Raw genomic sequence first — 17,466 nt, 5'->3', positions numbered from 1 at the left:
GCCTTACGCCTCGTTCGCCATCTTTTCGGCCTTCGCGACCGCCTGGTCGATCCCGCCGACCATGTAGAAGGCCTGTTCGGGCAGGTGGTCGTATTCGCCGTCGACGACAGCCTTGAACGATTTGATCGTGTCTTCGAGCTGGACGAAGATGCCCGGGATGCCGGTGAAGACTTCGGCCACGTGGAAGGGCTGCGAAAGGAAGCGCTGGATCTTGCGCGCGCGCGCAACGGTCAGCTTATCTTCTTCCGAAAGCTCGTCCATGCCGAGAATGGCGATGATGTCCTGCAGGCTCTTGTACTTCTGGAGCGTCTCCTGGACCTTGCGAGCGGTCTCGTAATGCTCCTGGCCGACGACGCGCGGTTCGAGAACGCGGCTGGTGGAGTCGAGCGGGTCGACCGCCGGGTAGATGCCGAGCTCGGAAATCGCACGCGAAAGCGTGGTGGTCGCGTCCAGGTGAGCGAACGAGGTTGCAGGGGCGGGGTCAGTAAGGTCATCGGCGGGAACGTAGATGGCCTGGACCGAGGTGATCGAGCCCTTGGTGGTCGAGGTGATGCGTTCCTGCAGGTTGCCCATGTCGGTCGACAGGGTCGGCTGGTAGCCCACTGCCGAGGGGATACGGCCGAGCAGCGCCGACACTTCCGAACCGGCTTGCGTGAAGCGGAAGATGTTGTCGACGAAGAACAGGACGTCCTGGCCTTCCTGGTCGCGGAAATATTCGGCCATGGTCAGGCCCGAAAGGGCGACGCGGGCACGTGCGCCCGGAGGCTCGTTCATCTGGCCGAACACCAGTGCCACCTTCGATCCGTCCGAAGTGGCGTTGCCGTCTTCGTCCTTGGCGATGACGCCTGCGTCGAGGAATTCGTGGTAGAGATCGTTGCCTTCGCGGGTACGCTCACCGACGCCTGCGAAGACGGACACGCCGCCGTGGCCCTTGGCGATGTTGTTGATGAGCTCCTGGATGAGCACGGTCTTGCCCACGCCTGCGCCGCCGAACAGGCCGATCTTGCCGCCCTTTGCGTAAGGGGCGAGAAGGTCGATCACCTTGATGCCGGTGACGAGGATGTCGGCTTCGGTCGACTGGTCGACGAATTCGGGGGCCTCGGCATGGATCGGAGCGGTCTGCTCGGCACCGATGGGGCCGCGCTCGTCGATCGCTTCGCCTACGACGTTCATGATGCGGCCGAGCGTCTTGGGACCGACGGGGACCGAGATCTGCGCGCCGGTATTGACGACTTCCTGACCGCGCACGAGGCCTTCGGTCGAGTCCATCGCGATGGTGCGCACGGTGTTTTCGCCGAGGTGCTGGGCGACCTCGAGAACGAGGGTCTTGCCGTCGTTCTTGGTCTCCAGGGCGGTCAGGATCGCGGGCAGTTCGCCTTCGAACTGCACGTCGACGACAGCGCCGATGACCTGGCTGATCGTGCCGTTGGTGGTCTGGTTGAGGGCAGGTGCGGTGGCCATGTGTTCTTCCTTAGCCTTGCTTTAGAGCGCTTCAGCGCCCGCAATGATTTCGATGAGTTCGGTGGTGATCGCGGCCTGGCGGCTGCGGTTGTACTGGATGGTCAGCTTGTTGATGAGGTCGCCGGCATTGCGCGTGGCATTGTCCATGGCGGTCATCGACGCGCCCTGTTCGGATGCCTCGCGTTCGAGCAGGGCGCCGAAAAGCTGGGTCTTCACGTAGCGCGGAAGCAGCTCCTCGAGGATTTCCTCTTCGCCCGGCTCGTATTCGACCACGGCGTCGCTGTCTTCGCTCACCTCGGGGGAGGGGACCGGGATCAGCTGGTTGACGGTCGGGTTCTGGACCAGCGCCGACTGGAAGGTCGGGTAGATCAGGTGAGCGACGTCGAACTTGCCGTCCTCGAACATGGCGATGAGTTCGGCCGAGATCGCGTCGGCTTCCTCGAAACCGGGGGTCTTGACGCCCGCGGTGTCGAAACCCTTGCCGATGGCATCGGCAAAGTCGCGCTTGAGCGGTGCGCGGCCTTTCTTGCCGACGAGGTAGAAGGTCACGTCCTTGCCCTCGGCGATCAGCTCGCGCGCCTTGAGCTTGGCAGCCTTGACGATGTTCGAATTGAGGCCGCCGCACAGGCCCTTGTCGGTGTTGACCACGACCAGCAGGTGACGCTGGTCGCTGCCGGTCCCGGCGAGCAGGCGCGGTGCGCTGTCGCCCGAAACCTTGCCGGCAAGGCTGGCCATGACCGCGCTGAGCCGTTCGGCATAGGGCCGGCCGGCTTCAGCCGCGGCCTGCGCACGGCGCAGCTTGGCGGCTGCGACCATTTGCTTGGCCTTGGTGATCTTCTGGGTCGACTTGACCGAGTTGATCCGACCCTTGAGTTCCTTGAGTGAGGGCACTGAGGCGCTCCCTTCCTACTTCCGGGTCGTTCAGGCGAACTGCTTGGCGAAGGCTTCGAGACCGGCGACGACAGCCGCCTTGGTGTCGTCTTCGAACTTGCCGGTGTCGCGGATCGTCTTGAGAACGTCGGCGTGCTCGGAACGGAAATAGGCGAGCATCTGCTCTTCATATTCGTTCACGCGATCGACCGGGATCGAATCGATGAAGCCATTGGTGCCGGCAAAGATCGAGACGGTCTGTTCTTCGAACGGCATCGGCGAGAACTGCGGTTGCTTGAGCAGCTCGGTGAGGCGCGCACCGCGGTTGAGCAGCTTCTGCGTTGCCGCGTCGAGGTCCGAGCCGAACTGCGCGAAGGCCGCCATTTCGCGATATTGCGCAAGGTCGAGCTTCATCGAGCCCGAGACCTTCTTCATCGCCTTGGTCTGTGCAGCACCGCCAACGCGGCTGACCGACAGGCCGACATTGATCGCCGGGCGGATGCCCTGGTAGAACAGGTCGGTTTCGAGGAAGATCTGGCCGTCGGTGATCGAGATCACGTTGGTCGGAATATAGGCCGACACGTCGCCTGCCTGGGTCTCGATGATCGGCAGAGCGGTCAGCGAACCGCTGCCATTGTCACCGTTCATCTTCGCCGCGCGTTCGAGCAGGCGGCTGTGGAGATAGAAAACGTCGCCCGGATAGGCTTCGCGGCCCGGCGGGCGGCGCAGCAGCAGCGACATCTGGCGGTAAGCGACGGCCTGCTTGGAAAGGTCGTCATAAACGATCACGGCGTGCATGCCGTTGTCGCGGAAGAATTCGCCCATGGTGCAGCCGGTGTAGGGCGCGAGATATTGCAGCGGAGCGGGCTCCGATGCGGTCGCGGCGACGACGATCGAATATTCCATCGCGCCGTTTTCTTCGAGCTGCTTGACGATCTGGGCGACGGTCGAACGCTTCTGGCCGACCGCGACATAGATGCAGTAGAGCTTCTTGCTCTCGTCGTCGCCGGCATTGACTTCCTTCTGGTTGATGAAGGTGTCGATTGCGACGGCGGACTTGCCGGTCTGGCGGTCGCCGATGATCAGTTCGCGCTGGCCGCGGCCGACGGGAACGAGCGCGTCGATCGCCTTGAGGCCCGACTGCACCGGCTCGGAAACCGATTCGCGCGGGATGATGCCCGGCGCCTTCACTTCGACGCGGCGACGCTCGGTGCTCTCGATCGGGCCCTTGCCGTCGATCGGGTTGCCGAGCGCATCGACCACGCGGCCCAGCAGGCCCTTGCCGACGGGAACGTCGACGATGGTCTCGGTGCGCTTGACGGTGTCGCCTTCCTTGATCTCGGCGTCCGAGCCGAAGATCACGACGCCGACATTGTCGGCTTCGAGGTTCAGCGCCATGCCCTGAACACCGTTGACGAACTCGACCATCTCGCCGGCCTGGACCTTGTCGAGGCCGTGGATGCGGGCGATGCCGTCACCAACGGAAAGCACGGTGCCGACTTCGCTGACCTGCGCTTCGGTGCCGAAATTGGCGATCTGGTCCTTGATGACCTTGGAGATTTCTGCGGCGCGGATTTCCATGTGTCTTGTCCTTTAGGCCTTCATTGCCTGGGAGAGAGAATTGAGGCGGGTGCGGATCGAGGCGTCGATGCGCTGCGATCCGATGGTCACGACGAGACCGCCGAGCAGGTCGGGGTCGACATCGTGCGAAAGCATGACCGTGCGGCCTTCACGAGCCGTGAGCTTGGCCTTGAGCTCGTCGAGCTGCGCATCGGTGAGCGGGTGAGCACTGGTGACCTTGGCGCTGACTTCGCCGCGCTGGGCAGCTGCGATCGCCTTGAACGCGGCGATGATGCCGTCGAGCTTTGCCAGCCGGCGATTGCCCGCGAGCACGCCGAGGAAACTGGCGGTCAGTTCGCTGAGGCCGAGATGTTCGGCAACTGCCGAGATCGCCCGCGACTGGTCGGCGCGCGAAAGCTGCGGGTTGGTGGTGGCCGCGCGCAATTCCTCGGATTCGCGCAGGGCGTCACCGAGCTTTGCAAGGTCGCTTTCGACCGCGGTCACGGTTCCGTTCTCGCTAGCCAGATCGAATAGGGCCGAGGCGTAACGCCCCGCAAGGCTAGCCTGAATACCGGCGGAAATATCCACGCGCTTGTCGTCCTCTTGGAGGAATGAAGAAAATCGGTTCGGCTTACAGGCGGTGGGCCAGAGTGAGGCTCCTTGCCGAAAGCTGGCGCGCGCCTAGCAATTCGTTTTTGATTCCGCAAGCCGCGAGGAGCCGGAGAAACACGCAAAGCGTTCGCCGCGAAAACCGCCCCTGCTCACGGCGGGGCAGAAATGGCTTGCCTTCCGTAACGTCATGAGGCATTACTTACCGAGCGGTAAGGGCGACTCGAAAGGCGCGATCATGAAACTCACACCGATGGCTCCCAGATGCGGCGTCGAAATCGAGGGCGTTTCGCTCGCGCAGTGCAGCGATGAGGAGATGCAGGCGATCAAGCAGGCGATCTACGAACACGGCGTCGCGGTCTTCCGCGATCAGGATTTCACTCCCGAGGACCACATCCGCTTCGGCCGCCGCTGGGGCGGGATCGACGTGAACAACTATTTTCCGCTCCAGGACGATTTCAACGAGATCGCCGTGGTCAAGAAGGACCCCGACCAGCAGACCAATATCGGCGGGGCGTGGCATACCGACCATTCCTATGACCAGGTCCCGGCGATGGGCTCGGTCCTGGTCGCGCGCCACCTGCCGCCCAAAGGCGGCGACACGATGTGGGCGCATATGGGCGCGGCCTATGACAGCCTGTCGGACGAATTGAAGCAGGAGATCGAGGGGCTCGAGGCGTTCCACACCGCCGATCACGTCTACAAGGCCGACGGCCTCTATGCGCAGACCGACATGGGCAAAAACCTGCGCGGCCAAGATCTCAAGACCGGCGCGATCCACCCGGTTGTGATCCGCCACCCGCAGACCGGGCGCAAGATGCTCTATGTCAATGGCGGCTTCACGATCCACTTCGTCGGCCAGACGCGCGAGGAGAGCATGCCGCTCTTGCAGGAACTGCTCGCGGCCGCTCTGACCGAGGACAACCAGTGCCGGCTCGAATGGAAGCCGGGCACGATCGCGATCTGGGACAACCGCACGACCTGGCACAACGCGATCAACGACTACCAGGGCCATTACCGCGAGATGCACCGTATCACGCTCAGTGGCGAACCGCTCGCCGCCTGACCGGGCGCATACCAGCTACCCCAGGGAGAGGGGCGATCGGCCGCGTGCTCTTAGCTGAGCGTGCGGCCGATCCGATTCCGGGGCCGGGCGCTTATTGCTCGCCGCCCGCGCCGCCAGCCTTGGCCACGCAGGTATAGACCAGCCTTTCATTGGGACGATCGGGCAGCAGCGCGAGCAGCGCGCCCTGCTGCTCGCCCACCATGATTGGCGCGCCCGAAACCCCGCAGGCCGGCGGATCGTAGGCGCGGCGGGCTTCGCGCGCTTCTTCCATGGCCGTGCGACCGAGCAGATAGCGGTCGGTGCGGAAGGTGCGGGCATCGGGATCGTAGACATTGACCGAGACCGCGTCCTCGGTGCTCGGCACGAAGATCCGGGTCCACGCGCCGTTGACGAGGCCATATTGGGTGCGCTCGTTGACACAACCATCGGCAGCCCAGTCGAACTCGACATCGTCGGTGCGCGCCCCGGTGACCCGGCTGCGTTCGGGGACGAGCGAGCAGATCAGCGTGCCGTCGCCCGCTCCCTGGACCGGTGACGTGCCGTCTGTGTTGTCCGTGTCCGTCTCGCTCTCGCCGAGGATCGCGGCCATGCGCTCCTCGATCTCGGCAAAGCCCGGGCGCGTCACCCAGACCAATGCGGTCGCGATGATTGCCACGCCCGCGACCGCTGCGGCGATCATCGCCCGGTTGCGGTTTTCCGGCTTGTCGGCAAGCCCCGCGCGCCATTGCGCGGCGGCAATGCCCGACCCGATGCCGACCAGCAGCAGGACCACTGCCAGCCCCATGGCGTTGTCGCGCTCCTCCATCACCTCGACCTGTGCCTGCATCCGCGCCGCTGCGCGGCGTTCGCGCAGCTCGGCCTCGCTCGCTTCGACCCGTGCGCGGGCATCGGCGCGCTGGGCATCGAAGCGCGCGCGTTCGGCCGCGTCGAGTGCGTCGATCGAGGTGCAGGCGAGCGCGTTGACCGCGGGCTCGATCCCGTTCTCACGCAGGAAGGGAAGCAATTCGCGCAGGGAGACCGCGAAATAGAACTCCGCATCGGACCCGTCCGAATCCGCTCCGAAACTGTTGACGCCAAGCACCCGCCCGCAGCCATCGAGCAGCGGCCCGCCCGAATTGCCCCGCGCGATCGGGGCGGTGTGGAGGATCGTGTCAAACTGGCGACTGGGGCGCTGGCCCGACAGGAAACCGCGGCTCTTCACCGGCGGCTGGGCGCGGAAGATGTCGCGCATGTCCAGCCCCTGGGCGAGATCGACATTCATCGGGTATCCCACCGCCGAAACCTCGCCCATGTCGCCGGTCACGCCGCCGGCAATGGTGAGCGGGGGCAGGCGCAGCGACCCTTCCGCGATCTCGAGCAAGGCAAGGTCGTTGCGCGGGCTGACCGCGATCGGGGTGGCAAAGGTCGTGGCGTCGCCTTCGCCCGGCACGATCCCGATGCGCAAGGTGTCGTCCTGCAACGCTTCGCGGATGACGTGGGCATTGGTCACAATCACCCGCGGCGCGACTGCGAAACCGCTGCCATGGGTGACCGGCACGACCTCGCCGCCGCTCGAATCGATCAGGACAACGCGCACCACGCCGCGCGCGGCGGCATCGACATCGCCCGGATCGGCGCTCGCGGCAGCGGGAAGGAGGGTGCAGGCAAGAAGCGCAAGGGCAAGGCCGAGACGCGCAACAAGCGCATCTGCCAGCCGGCGTGAATCGAAAGTCATGGACCTCTCTATAGACGGTCTTGGCGCAGTCGTAAGAACCAAAGCGAATGTGTGCCGTGCACATTGACCGCAAGCTTCGGGAAGCCTTTAGTCCCGAATGAAGCGACAAGCGGCAGCCATGACCGACACCAAGACCCTATCCGATGACGAATGCTGGCAAATCGCGCTGGCCAAGGACCGCCGCTATGACGGCGCCTTCGTCACAGGCGTGCATTCGACCGGTATCTATTGCCGCCCATCGTGCCCTGCGCGCGCGCCGCTGCGCCGCAATGTGCGTTTCTACGCGCGGCCCGAGGATGCCGAGGCTGCGGGCTTGCGCGCCTGCAAGCGCTGTTCGCCCAACACCCAGAGTGCCGAGGAAGCCTGCGTGCTCGCCGCGATCGCCGCGATCCGCGAAAATGGGTCGCACACGCTCGACGCACTGGCCGAGCTGACCGGCTATTCGCCGACCCATTTCCAGCGCCTGTTCAAGCGCACGGTGGGCCTTTCGCCGGCAGGGTTCGCGCGCGCGCTGCGCGAAGAGAAGGTGCGGGCCGCGCTCGCGCAAGGGGCGAGCGTGACAAGCGCGCTATACGATGCAGGCTTTTCGGCCCCTTCGCGGTTTTACGAGCAGATGGGAGGCAAGATGGGCATGAGCGCGAGCGATTGGCGTGGTGGCGGCGAGGGCCGGGTGATCCACTGGAGCATCATCCCCACCTCGCTCGGAGCGATGCTCCTTGCAGCGAGCGAGAAGGGGGTGTGCTGCCTCTCTTTTGGCGAGGACGAGGAGCATTTGCGCGCGCGCTTTCCCAAGGCCGAGCTCAAGCCGGCAGGCGAGGAGATGCGGACGCTGTTCGAACAGGTCGTCGCCGCGGTCGAGGAGCCTGCGGGCGATCACTCCGCGATCCCGCTCGATATCAAGGGCACCGCCTTCCAGCAGCGCGTGTGGCAGGCCCTGCGCGAAATCCCGCCGGGCGAAACGCGCAGCTATGGCGATCTGGCCGCCGCGCTCGGCAATCCCAAGGCCAGCCGCGCGGTCGGCGGCGCGAACGGGGCGAACAATATCGCCGTGCTGATCCCGTGCCACCGCGTGGTACAGTCCGACGGGTCGCTGGGCGGCTATGCCTATGGGCCGGACATCAAGGCCGAGCTGCTCAGGCGCGAAGGTGGGAGCTGAGCCATGACCAAAAGCGAATTTGCCGCACTCCACCGGCCGGGCGACCCGCTGGTGCTGTTCAATGTCTGGGACGCGGGCAGCGCTGTCGCGGTGGCGAAGGCGGGTGCAAGGGCGATCGCGACCGGCAGCCATTCGGTCGCCGGGGCGCAGGGCTATGCCGATGGCGAGCACATGCCCTTTGCCCGGCTGGTCGAGACCGCGCAGCAGATCGCCGATGCGGTCGACCTGCCGATCACGATCGACATGGAAGCGGGCTATGCCACCAATCTCGCCGATCTCGGCCGCAATGCCTCGGCGCTTGCCCATGCCGGGGTGATCGGCTGCAATCTGGAAGACCGGCTGATCCGTGCAGGCGGGCTGCGGGCGATCGACGAACAGGTCGAACGCATTGCCGCGGTCAGCGCCGAGGGGCTTTTCGTCAATGCCCGGACCGATATCTTCCTCGTGCCGATGAAGGCAGGCAAGGACCCCAACCAGGTCGAAATGGTCCACGCCGCGATCGAGCGCGCGGCCGCCTATCAGCGCGCAGGCGCGGACTGCTTTTTCATTCCCGGATTGAGTGACAGCGACCTTATCGCGCAGCTTTGCGACAATGTCGCGCTGCCGGTGAATGTGATGCGGCTGCCTGATATGGCGCACAATGCCGAACTGGCCCGGCTCGGGGTTGCGCGGATCAGCTATGGCGGCGCGCCTTGGCACGATGCGATGGCCGGGGTCACCGCAGCAGCGAAGGCGGCGTTTTCCCATGAAGGCTGAAGACGAAAATGTCGCGATCGGTCGCAAGCTTTTCGACGCCTTTGCATCAGGCGATCTCGACACCGCCCGCGCGCTGTGCGCCGAGGGGTTTCGCGGACAGCAGAACGGCGGCAAGGCGATGGACGTGGCGAGCTTGCTGCGCTTTACCGCCGCCGTTCGCGCAGCCGTCCCCGATTTCCGCTATGAGGACGCGTTGTGCGAACCGACCCCGACCGGCTTCGTCGAGGAGCACGTGGTGCGCGGCACCTTGCCCGATGGCAGCGCGCTCGCCATCCATGCCTGCGTCGTCGGCGAGGTCCAAGGCGGCAGGATCACCGCATTGCGCGAATATCTCGACAGCGGCGCCGCTGCCGGGCTGATCGCGGCGCTTTCGCCCGGCTGACGCGGCGATCAGTCGAGCTTGGGCGGAAAACCGGGTTCGGCCTTGGCCATCGCGGTGCGATAGGCTTCGCGCGAACCGATCCTTTTCAGATAGGCTTTGAGATTGGGCATGTGATCGATGCCCATCTCGCTGAATGCGCGGCTGGTGGTGAGCTGGAACACCATCATGATGTCGGCGGTGGTCAGCCGCCTTCCGCCGAAATAGTCGGCCTCGCCCAGCCGCCGCTCGATCTGCGCCCAGGCATTGGTCACCCGCTTCATCAGCGGCGCCGGCATGTCAGCGCCGACCGCGTTGACCGCAATCTGCATCATGCCATTGGTCATGAAGGTCGCGTTGGCGAAGTGGAACCAGTAGAGGTGATCGGCGAAGTCGGGATCGTCGGGACCGGGCACCAGATCGGTTTCGGGCGCATATTTGCCGACGATATATTCGACGATCGCCCCGCTTTCGCCGAGAACGAGGTCGCCATCGGTGATGACGGGGGCGACTTCCATGGGGTGGATGGCTTTTAGCTCGGCAGGCGCCAGCCGCGTTTCGGGATCGCGGTTGTAGAGTTTCAGGTCGTATTCGATCCCCAGTTCCTCGCAAAGCCAGACAATGCGTTCGGATTGCGAGATGCGAAGATGGTGGATGGTCAGCATGTTCAGGACTCCTGATAGTCTCGTGCCCAGCCTTTGCTGGCCGGCTCCAGCCGATCAAGGAACTCCTGCGCGGTGTCGAGATAATCGCGCTTGCGATCATCCTCCATCCGGTCCCAGGTCGCATAGATCCGCCCGATCCGGTGGTTCGACTTGAGCGTATCGCGGTGCCGCTCCATGAAATGCCAGTAGAGCGGGTTGAACGGGCAGGCATCCTCACCGGTCTTCCTGGACACCGAATAGCGGCACTCGCCGCAATAATCGCTCATCTTGTTGATGTAATTGCCGCTCGCTGCATAGGGCTTGGTCGCAAGCTCGCCGCCATCGGCATAGAGGATCATCGCGGATACGTTGGGCAGTTCGACCCATTCATAGGCGTCGGCATAGACGACGAGATACCAGTCCTGCACCGCGCGCGGATCGATCCCGGCGATCAGGCAGAAATTGCCGAGCACCATCAGCCGCTGGATGTGGTGCGCATGGGCATTGTCGCGGGTCGACCGGATGCAGTCTGAAAGGCAGCGCATATCGGTCTCGCCGGTCCAGAAGAACTCGGGCAGGGGGCGGTGCGCGCCAAGCTCGTTGTCGCTCTGCAAACCGGGCATGTTGTACCAGTAAAAGCCGCGCACGAATTCGCGCCAGCCGATGATCTGGCGGATGAAGCCCTCAACCGAATTGATCGGGGCCTTGCCCTTCTCGTAGGCCTCCTCGGCGCGGCGGCACAGTTCGAGCGTGTCGAGCAACCCGCAATTGATGCTGGTCGATAGCATCGAGTGATAGAGGTCGTCCTCGCCGTGGACCATCGCGTCCTGGTAGGGGCCGAATTTCTCGATCCGTTCGGCGAAGAAGGCGTCAGCGGCCTTCTCGGCCTCGTCGCGCGTCACCGGCCAGCCGAAGCTTTCGAGGCTTCCGAAATGGTCGCCGAACCGGTCCTCGACCAGCGCGATGCATTGCTGCGTGATGGCGTCGGGTTTGAACAGCGGGCGAGCGGGCGCGTCCATGTCGCCATCGGGCGGCTCGCGGTTCATCTTGTCGTAGTTCCAGTCCCCGCCTTCGGGCTTGCCGTCGGAACGCATAAGCAGGCCGGTCTTGCGGCGCATCTCGCGGTAGAAATGCTCCATGGTCAGGTGCTTGCGGTCCTCGGCCCATTCGCGAAATTCGGCGTGCGAGCAGATGAAGCGATCGTCGGGGAGGATTTCGACTTCGCAGGCGAACTTGTCGGGCCATTCCTCGATTGCTTGCTGCACCCGCCACTCCCCCGCCTCGACGACGTGGAGGCTGCGCGGATCGTGGCGTTCGATGGCGCGCGCGACTTCGCCGGAAAAGCTGTGCGAATTGTCCTCGTCGGTGAGCGTGACGTAATCGACCGTCCAGCCAGCGTCTTCGAGCTCGGCGGCGAAATGGCGCATGGCCGAAAAGATCAGCGCGATCTTCTGCTTGTGATGCTTGACGTAGGTCGCCTCGTCCCAGACCTCCATCATGAGAATGACGGTGTCGTCCTTGGTCCGCTCCCGCAGCGAGGCAAGCGTGCGGGTGAGCTGGTCGCCCAGGACGGGAACGAGAACGGGATTGTCGGCTGGCATATGCCTACCGAACGGTCGAGGTCGCGATATGTGCCTCAGACGAAGGAATAGGGGTCGATGTCGACGCCGATCCGCACGCCGGGCGGGACCTCCTGCCGCCCGAGCCAGTCGCGCAGCGTATCCTGCAGGTTCGCGCTGCGCCGCGCATTGACGAGGAAGCGATAGCGATAGCGCCCGCGCAATAGCGCCAGCGGCGCAGGGGCCGGGCCGAGGATCATCAGGTCGCTGGCACTGGGGCGGGTGTCGCCCAGCCGCACCGACGCCTCGCGCGCCTCGCGCTCGTCTTCGGCCGAGATGATGATCGCCGCCCAGCGGCCAAAGGGCGGGGCGCCTGCATCGCGGCGCGCCTCGGTCTCGGCGGCGTAGAAGGCGTCGCGGTCGCCGTCCGCGAGCGCGGCAATCACCGGCGCGTCGGGATGGCGGGTCTGGATCAGGACTTCGCCCGGCTTGGCCCCGCGGCCCGCGCGCCCGGCGACCTGCGCGACCTGCTGATAGGTGCGCTCGGCCGCGCGCAGATCGCCGCCTTCCAGCCCGAGATCGGCATCGACCACGCCCACCAGCGTCAGTTCGGGAAAGTGGAACCCCTTGGTCACCAACTGGGTGCCGACGATCACGTCGATCGCGCGCGCCTCGACCTCGGCGATGAAGCGCGCCGCGCGTTCGGGGCTGCCGAGCGTGTCCGAAGTGGCGACCGCGACACGCGCCTCGGGCAACAGCTCGGCGACCTCGTCGGCGATCCGTTCGACACCCGGGCCGCAGGCGACGAGGCAATCGCCCTCGCCGCATTCGGGACAGGCATCGGGCGGCCGGGTCTCGAGCCCGCAATGGTGGCAGGCGAGCCGGGCCGAGAGGCGATGTTCGACCAGCCACGCGCTGCAATTGGGGCACTGGAAGCGGTGGCCGCAATTGCGGCACAGGGTCAGCGGGGCATAGCCGCGCCGGTTGAGGAAAAGCAGCGATTGCTCGCCCGCCACCAGCCGTTCCTCTAGCCGTTCGATCAGTGGCGCGGCGAGCCAGCGGCCCGAAGCGGGTTTTTCGCGCGTCAGGTCGACGAGGTGGATCGCGGGCAGTTCCGCCCCGCCGAACCGGCTTGGCAGTTCGAGCTTCCGATAGGTCCCGCTATTGGCCATGTGCAGGCTTTCGAGCGCGGGCGTGGCGCTGGCGAGCACCACCGGTATCTCCTCGAAGCGCGCGCGCATCACCGACACGTCGCGGGCGTTGTAGCGCACCCCGTCATCCTGCTTGAAACTGACCTCGTGCGCCTCGTCGACGACGATCAGCCCGAGGTCGGCATAGGGCAGGAACAATGCCGAGCGCGCGCCGACCACGACCTGCGCATCGCCCGATGCGATCGCGCGCCAGGCGCGGCGGCGCTCGGTCGATTTGAGCGAGGAATGCCACTGCACCGGCGCTGCGCCGAAGCGCTGTTCGAAGCGGGCGAGGAAGTTTTCCGTCAACGCGATTTCGGGCAGCAGGACCAGCACCTGCCGGCCCATCCGGATCGCCTGCGCCACAGGTTCGAAATAGGTCTCGGTCTTGCCCGATCCGGTCACTCCGTCGAGCAGGAAGGGCGCAAAACCGCGCGCGTTCACCGCATCGACCAGTTCCTTCGCGACCGCCATCTGGTCGTCCGACAGGCTGGGCTGATGGTAATCGGCATTGGCGGGCGGATAGGGGCGGTCGATCGACACGCTCACCGGCTCGATCGCCCCCTGGTTGACCAGCCCGCGCAGCACGCCTTCGGAGACGCCTGCGATCGCGGCCAGTTCGCGGATCGTGCCCTGTTCGCCTTCGAGCGCGGCGATGGCCTGCTCGCGCTGCGCGGTCATCCTCTCGGGCGCGCCGCCCGACAACCGGTATTCGGTGGTGACCGTCGGCCCGCCCAACGCGCCGCCGCTCGACAAGACCATGCGCGCGACGCTGGCGAGATGGGCGCAGTAATAATCGGCGGTCCACTCGATCAGCCGGCGCAAGGGCGCGGCAAGCGGCGGGACCGGCACGATCTCGCGCAGGGGCCGCAGTTTCGAAGCAGGCACGTCATTGCCCGGCAGGCGCCCATCGTCCCACACGATGCCGGTCACCGTGCGCGGACCCAGCGGAGCGATCACCACGCTGCCCGGTTCGACAGCCATGTCGCCGGGAACGCTGTAATCGAGCGGGCCGAGCGCGGCATTCAGGACAAGGATACGGACGCGGTTCATCGGAACCGGGACATAGGAAGGAATGTTTGGATAACCACAAGGGCAAGGAATAGCGATATGACCGAACTTCTCCACCAATCCACCGACCGCCGCACGATCATGCGCGGCGCAGGCGCGGGCGCCTTGCTGCTCGCTCTGCCCGCCTGTGCGAGCATTCCCGGTTTCAGCCTGACCGAGGCGGTCCGCCGCCTGTTGCTGACATCGAGCGAGAATGCCTTTGCCCGGCTCACCGCTCCAGACGGTTACTGGGACGAACAGGTCGCGCGGCTGGGGCTGGGCAACATGCTCGGCATGCGCGGCGACGTGCTCAGCCGGATCCTGACCTCGGGGCTGTTCAAGAACCGGCTCGAGGATGCCTTTGCCGATATCGCCATCGATGCCTCCTTCCGCGCTGCGCCCATCGTCACCGATGCGGTGCGCGTGATCGGCCTGCGCAACGCGATAGACCTCGTGCGCGGCGGCCCGCGCGCGGCCACCACTGCCCTGCGCGGCGAGATGGGCGGGCGGCTGATCGACGAGCTGGTGCCCGAACTGGGCGAGGCGATCCGGATCGCGTCGGACCCGCTGGTCGCACAATTGCTCGACGCGGCGACCGGCACCGATATCGGCGGCATCGCACAAGGGCTCGCGGGCAATGTCGATGACGCGATCTGGACCGAAATCGGCAACGAGGAAGCCGCGATCCGCGCCGATCCCGAATCGACCGGCGATCCGCTGCTGATCGGCGTGTTCGGAGCCGGCGCGCGAATCTGACCCGGAAGGCCCGAACAGGGGGCGGCGCTCTTGCCTGACTGGCGGGACGCGCCGCGCTGTGCCAACAGGCGCTTACGAATCGCAATCCGAAAACGCCAGGAGACAGGCCGCCATGAAATTCTTCGTCGACACCGCCGAGATCGATGACATCCGGGAACTCGCCAGCACCGGCCTGCTCGACGGGGTTACGACCAATCCCTCGCTGATCCACAAGTCGGGCCGCGATTTCATGGAAGTGACGAAGGAAATCTGTTCCATCGTCGATGGCCCCGTCAGCGCCGAGGTCGTCGCGCTCGATCACGAGACAATGATGAAAGAGGCCGAGGTGCTGCGCAAGATTGCCGACAATGTCTGCATCAAGGTGCCGCTGACCATCGACGGGCTCAAGACCTGCCGCGCTCTCACCGATGATGGCACCATGGTCAACGTGACCCTGTGCTTCTCGGCCAACCAGGCGCTGCTCGCGGCCAAGGCGGGGGCGACCTTCATCTCGCCCTTCGTCGGCCGCCACGACGACAACGGCTTTGACGGCATGGACCTCATCCGCGACATCCGCCTGATCTATGACAATTACCTGTTCGACACCGAAATCCTCGTCGCATCTGTGCGCCACACCAATCACGTCCTCGAAAGCGCCAAGATCGGTGCCGATGTCATGACCGCGCCGCCCAAGGTGATCCATGCCTTGTTCAAGCACGTGCTCACCGACAAGGGGATCGACGGGTTCCTGAAGGACTGGAAGGCGACCGGGCAGAGCATCATCTGAACATGACCGGGCGGCCGCTGCGCCGCCCCGCATCCAGCAGACCACGCGACCGATGGCCGAAGAAACACCTCTCGACACCTTCAAGCAGGCCCTGACCGGCGCCGCCCGAGCGATCGCGCGCGATGGCGAGGTCGAGGTCGCCTGGAGCGCGGACGTGCCCGGGGCTTCGGGAAACCGCTTCCGCGTGCCGCTGCCTGCGCGCAACCTGCCGAGCGAACAGGTGACCGAAGCCCGCGGCTTTGCCGACAGTTTCGCGCTCAAGCTGCGCCACCACGATGCCGGCCTCCACGCCTCTGCCGCGCCGCCCGAACCGGTCGCGCGCGCCTGCTACGATGCAATCGAGCAGGTCCGCTACGAAGCGCTCGGCGCCAACCGGTTCGAAGGGATCAGGGCCAATCTCGACGCAGCGACCGAACTGCGCACCGCGTCGGACCCGATCGCGCGAGCCCAGAATTCGTCCGAAGTGCCGATCCAGACCGCGCTGTCGCTGCTGCTGCGCGAGAAGCTTACCGGCGAGGCCATTCCCGAGCGCGCGCGCGCCGGGATCGACCTGGTGCGCGAAGGCATCGAGGGCGCGGTGGGCGATGACTTTGCCGGTCTTCTCGATCAGCTCGGCGACCAGGAAGCCTTCCAGAAACTCGCGCTCGACCTGCTGCGCGATCTCGATCTCACCCGCCCCACCGAAAATCCCGAGGACACCGAGGACGCGGATTCGGACGAGGACGAGGGAGAAGAGGACGAACAGTCCGGCGACGAGCAGAACGAGGGCGATGCCGATCCGCAATCGGCCGAGATGGCGGGCGAGATGGCCGAGGGCGAAGGCGACAGCGACGCCGATGGCGAAATGGCGGCCGAGGAAGATGTCGAGCAGGGCGAAGCGGGCGAAGAAGGCGATTCCTCGCAGGCACCGGTCAGGCCCAACCGTCCGCAGGCCGACATTCCCGAGGGGCTTGACTACCGCGCCTATACCGAGCGTTTCGACGAGGAGATCGAGGCCGACGAGCTGTGCGATGCCGAGGAATTAGAACGGCTGCGCGCCTATCTCGACAGCCAGCTGACCGGCTTGCAGGGCGTGGTGACGAGGCTTGCCAACCGCCTGCAGCGCCGCTTGATGGCGCAGCAGAACCGCAGCTGGGATTTCGACCAGGAAGAAGGCGTGCTCGATGCTGCGCGCCTGGCGCGGGTGGTGGTCTCGCCCGGCACCGCCTTGAGCTACAAGGTCGAACGCGATGTCGAGTTCCGCGACACGATCGTCACTCTGCTGATCGACAATTCGGGCTCCATGCGCGGGCGGCCGATCTCGATCGCCGCGATCAGCGCCGATATCCTGGCGCGCACGCTCGAACGATGCGGGGTCAAGACCGAGATCCTGGGCTTCACCACCCGCGCCTGGAAGGGTGGGCAGAGCCGCGAGGCATGGCTCGCCGATGGCAAGCCGCAGGGGCCGGGCGGCGAAGGGCCGGGCCGGCTCAACGACCTGCGCCACATCATCTACAAGCAGGCCGACGAGCCGTGGCGCCGCGCGCGCCGCAATCTCGGCCTGATGATGCGCGAGGGGTTGCTCAAGGAAAACATCGACGGTGAGGCGCTGCTGTGGGCGCACAGCCGCCTTGTCCACCGTCCCGAGGAGCGCCGCATCCTGATGGTCATTTCCGACGGAGCGCCGGTCGATGACAGCACTCTGAGCGTCAACAGCGCGGGCTATCTCGAAGCCCATCTGCGCGCCGTGATCGAATGGGTCGAGAACGTCTCGCCGGTGCAATTGGTGGCAATCGGGATCGGCCACGATGTCACCCGCTATTACCGCCGCGCGGTGACCATCATGGATGTCGAGCAATTGGGCGGCACGATCATGGAACAGCTCGCCGAACTGTTTGAGGACGACAAGAGCGCGCCGGCCAGCCGCCGCAGGCGCTAGCGCGCGCTCGACCGGTTGCGTTTGGAAACGCAG

Annotated in this window: 15 protein-coding genes; 7 read left to right on the top strand and 8 right to left on the bottom strand. The window is 65.5% G+C overall.

Annotated elements, in window-relative coordinates; all coding sequences use genetic code 11:
• Positions 1 to 3: 3 nt before the first annotated feature.
• From atpD to ACKTSM_RS10945, 4 genes are read right to left on the bottom strand one after another with little or no spacing between them, the layout of a single operon-like run.
• Entirely contained in the window at positions 4 to 1,461 is a 1,458-nt protein-coding gene (gene atpD / locus ACKTSM_RS10960) for a F0F1 ATP synthase subunit beta (RefSeq protein WP_407874687.1), read from the bottom strand.
• A gap of 21 nt (positions 1,462 to 1,482) precedes the next feature.
• A complete protein-coding gene (locus ACKTSM_RS10955) occupies positions 1,483 to 2,352 on the bottom strand; it encodes a F0F1 ATP synthase subunit gamma (RefSeq protein WP_407874686.1) in 870 nt (289 codons plus the stop codon).
• A 30-nt stretch (positions 2,353 to 2,382) separates the two neighbouring features.
• A complete protein-coding gene (gene atpA, locus ACKTSM_RS10950) occupies positions 2,383 to 3,912 on the bottom strand; it encodes a F0F1 ATP synthase subunit alpha (RefSeq protein ID WP_407874685.1) in 1,530 nt (509 codons plus the stop codon).
• 12 nt (positions 3,913 to 3,924) lie between these two features.
• On the bottom strand, positions 3,925 to 4,479 hold the full coding sequence (locus ACKTSM_RS10945) for a F0F1 ATP synthase subunit delta (protein WP_407874684.1): 555 nt from the start codon (positions 4,477 to 4,479) through the stop codon (positions 3,925 to 3,927).
• 259 nt (positions 4,480 to 4,738) lie between these two features.
• On the opposite strand from ACKTSM_RS10945, the gene ACKTSM_RS10940 reads away from it, so the two are divergent.
• A complete protein-coding gene (locus tag ACKTSM_RS10940; protein WP_407874683.1) occupies positions 4,739 to 5,566 on the top strand; it encodes a TauD/TfdA dioxygenase family protein in 828 nt (275 codons plus the stop codon).
• Positions 5,567 to 5,657: 91 nt separating this feature from the next.
• Here ACKTSM_RS10940 and ACKTSM_RS10935 read toward each other — a convergent pair whose 3' ends face one another.
• On the bottom strand, positions 5,658 to 7,280 hold the full coding sequence (locus ACKTSM_RS10935) for a trypsin-like peptidase domain-containing protein (protein WP_407874682.1): 1,623 nt from the start codon (positions 7,278 to 7,280) through the stop codon (positions 5,658 to 5,660).
• Positions 7,281 to 7,398: 118 nt separating this feature from the next.
• On the opposite strand from ACKTSM_RS10935, the gene ada reads away from it, so the two are divergent.
• Genes ada through ACKTSM_RS10920 form a run of 3 tightly spaced genes read left to right on the top strand, consistent with a single transcriptional unit; the run spans position 7,399 to position 9,574 of the window.
• Complete coding sequence (ada, locus tag ACKTSM_RS10930) at positions 7,399 to 8,436, top strand: bifunctional DNA-binding transcriptional regulator/O6-methylguanine-DNA methyltransferase Ada (protein ID WP_407874681.1); 1,038 nt, start codon at positions 7,399 to 7,401, stop codon at positions 8,434 to 8,436.
• A gap of 3 nt (positions 8,437 to 8,439) precedes the next feature.
• On the top strand, positions 8,440 to 9,192 hold the full coding sequence (locus ACKTSM_RS10925; RefSeq protein WP_407874680.1) for an isocitrate lyase/phosphoenolpyruvate mutase family protein: 753 nt from the start codon (positions 8,440 to 8,442) through the stop codon (positions 9,190 to 9,192).
• Positions 9,182 to 9,574 carry a nuclear transport factor 2 family protein gene (locus ACKTSM_RS10920; RefSeq protein WP_407874679.1) on the top strand — a complete coding sequence of 131 codons (393 nt, stop codon included), beginning with the start codon at positions 9,182 to 9,184 and terminating at the stop codon, positions 9,572 to 9,574. Before ACKTSM_RS10925 ends, ACKTSM_RS10920 begins: the two co-directional genes overlap by 11 nt.
• A gap of 8 nt (positions 9,575 to 9,582) precedes the next feature.
• Here the strand turns inward: ACKTSM_RS10920 and ACKTSM_RS10915 are convergent, their stop codons facing one another.
• From ACKTSM_RS10915 to ACKTSM_RS10905, 3 genes are read right to left on the bottom strand one after another with little or no spacing between them, the layout of a single operon-like run.
• The gene (locus tag ACKTSM_RS10915) at positions 9,583 to 10,215 is read right to left on the bottom strand and encodes a glutathione S-transferase family protein (protein WP_407874678.1); all 633 of its coding nucleotides are present in this window, start codon (positions 10,213 to 10,215) and stop codon (positions 9,583 to 9,585) included.
• Between the two features lie 2 nt (positions 10,216 to 10,217).
• Positions 10,218 to 11,795, bottom strand: coding sequence for a cryptochrome/photolyase family protein (locus tag ACKTSM_RS10910; protein WP_407874677.1), 1,578 nt, complete (start codon positions 11,793 to 11,795; stop codon positions 10,218 to 10,220).
• Positions 11,796 to 11,830: 35 nt separating this feature from the next.
• Positions 11,831 to 13,996, bottom strand: a complete 2,166-nt coding sequence (locus ACKTSM_RS10905; protein ID WP_407874676.1) for a primosomal protein N' — start codon at positions 13,994 to 13,996, stop codon at positions 11,831 to 11,833.
• A gap of 57 nt (positions 13,997 to 14,053) precedes the next feature.
• On the opposite strand from ACKTSM_RS10905, the gene ACKTSM_RS10900 reads away from it, so the two are divergent.
• The 3 genes from ACKTSM_RS10900 (at position 14,054) to cobT (ending at position 17,433) form a co-directional block, all read left to right on the top strand.
• Positions 14,054 to 14,749: a DUF4197 domain-containing protein gene (locus ACKTSM_RS10900; protein WP_407874675.1), complete on the top strand. Its 696-nt coding sequence runs from the start codon at positions 14,054 to 14,056 to the stop codon at positions 14,747 to 14,749.
• A 112-nt stretch (positions 14,750 to 14,861) separates the two neighbouring features.
• A complete protein-coding gene (gene fsa / locus ACKTSM_RS10895; protein WP_407874674.1) occupies positions 14,862 to 15,515 on the top strand; it encodes a fructose-6-phosphate aldolase in 654 nt (217 codons plus the stop codon).
• A gap of 52 nt (positions 15,516 to 15,567) precedes the next feature.
• On the top strand, positions 15,568 to 17,433 hold the full coding sequence (gene cobT, locus ACKTSM_RS10890; protein WP_407874673.1) for a cobaltochelatase subunit CobT: 1,866 nt from the start codon (positions 15,568 to 15,570) through the stop codon (positions 17,431 to 17,433).
• Positions 17,434 to 17,466 lie beyond the last annotated feature (33 nt).

Origin of the sequence: Qipengyuania nanhaisediminis (assembly GCF_045862805.1) — a bacterium.
GTDB lineage: Bacteria > Pseudomonadota > Alphaproteobacteria > Sphingomonadales > Sphingomonadaceae > Erythrobacter > Erythrobacter nanhaisediminis_A.
The sequence above is the reverse complement of the archived record's forward strand: the minus strand, read 5'-3'. Positions and strand labels throughout refer to the sequence as shown.

Bases quoted from the DNA above. Each gene is read 5' to 3' on its own strand.
- atpD (WP_407874687.1), bottom strand. From the start codon at position 1,461: ATGGCCACCGCACCTGCCCTCAACCAGACCACCAACGGCACGATCAGC.
- atpA (WP_407874685.1), bottom strand. From the start codon at position 3,912: ATGGAAATCCGCGCCGCAGAAATCTCCAAGGTCATCAAGGACCAGATC.
- ACKTSM_RS10940 (WP_407874683.1), top strand. From the start codon at position 4,739: ATGAAACTCACACCGATGGCTCCCAGATGCGGCGTCGAAATCGAGGGC.
- ACKTSM_RS10935 (WP_407874682.1), bottom strand. From the start codon at position 7,280: ATGACTTTCGATTCACGCCGGCTGGCAGATGCGCTTGTTGCGCGTCTC.
- ada (WP_407874681.1), top strand. From the start codon at position 7,399: ATGACCGACACCAAGACCCTATCCGATGACGAATGCTGGCAAATCGCG.
- ACKTSM_RS10925 (WP_407874680.1), top strand. From the start codon at position 8,440: ATGACCAAAAGCGAATTTGCCGCACTCCACCGGCCGGGCGACCCGCTG.
- ACKTSM_RS10920 (WP_407874679.1), top strand. From the start codon at position 9,182: ATGAAGGCTGAAGACGAAAATGTCGCGATCGGTCGCAAGCTTTTCGAC.
- ACKTSM_RS10915 (WP_407874678.1), bottom strand. From the start codon at position 10,215: ATGCTGACCATCCACCATCTTCGCATCTCGCAATCCGAACGCATTGTC.
- ACKTSM_RS10910 (WP_407874677.1), bottom strand. From the start codon at position 11,795: ATGCCAGCCGACAATCCCGTTCTCGTTCCCGTCCTGGGCGACCAGCTC.
- ACKTSM_RS10905 (WP_407874676.1), bottom strand. From the start codon at position 13,996: ATGAACCGCGTCCGTATCCTTGTCCTGAATGCCGCGCTCGGCCCGCTC.
- ACKTSM_RS10900 (WP_407874675.1), top strand. From the start codon at position 14,054: ATGACCGAACTTCTCCACCAATCCACCGACCGCCGCACGATCATGCGC.
- fsa (WP_407874674.1), top strand. From the start codon at position 14,862: ATGAAATTCTTCGTCGACACCGCCGAGATCGATGACATCCGGGAACTC.
- cobT (WP_407874673.1), top strand. From the start codon at position 15,568: ATGGCCGAAGAAACACCTCTCGACACCTTCAAGCAGGCCCTGACCGGC.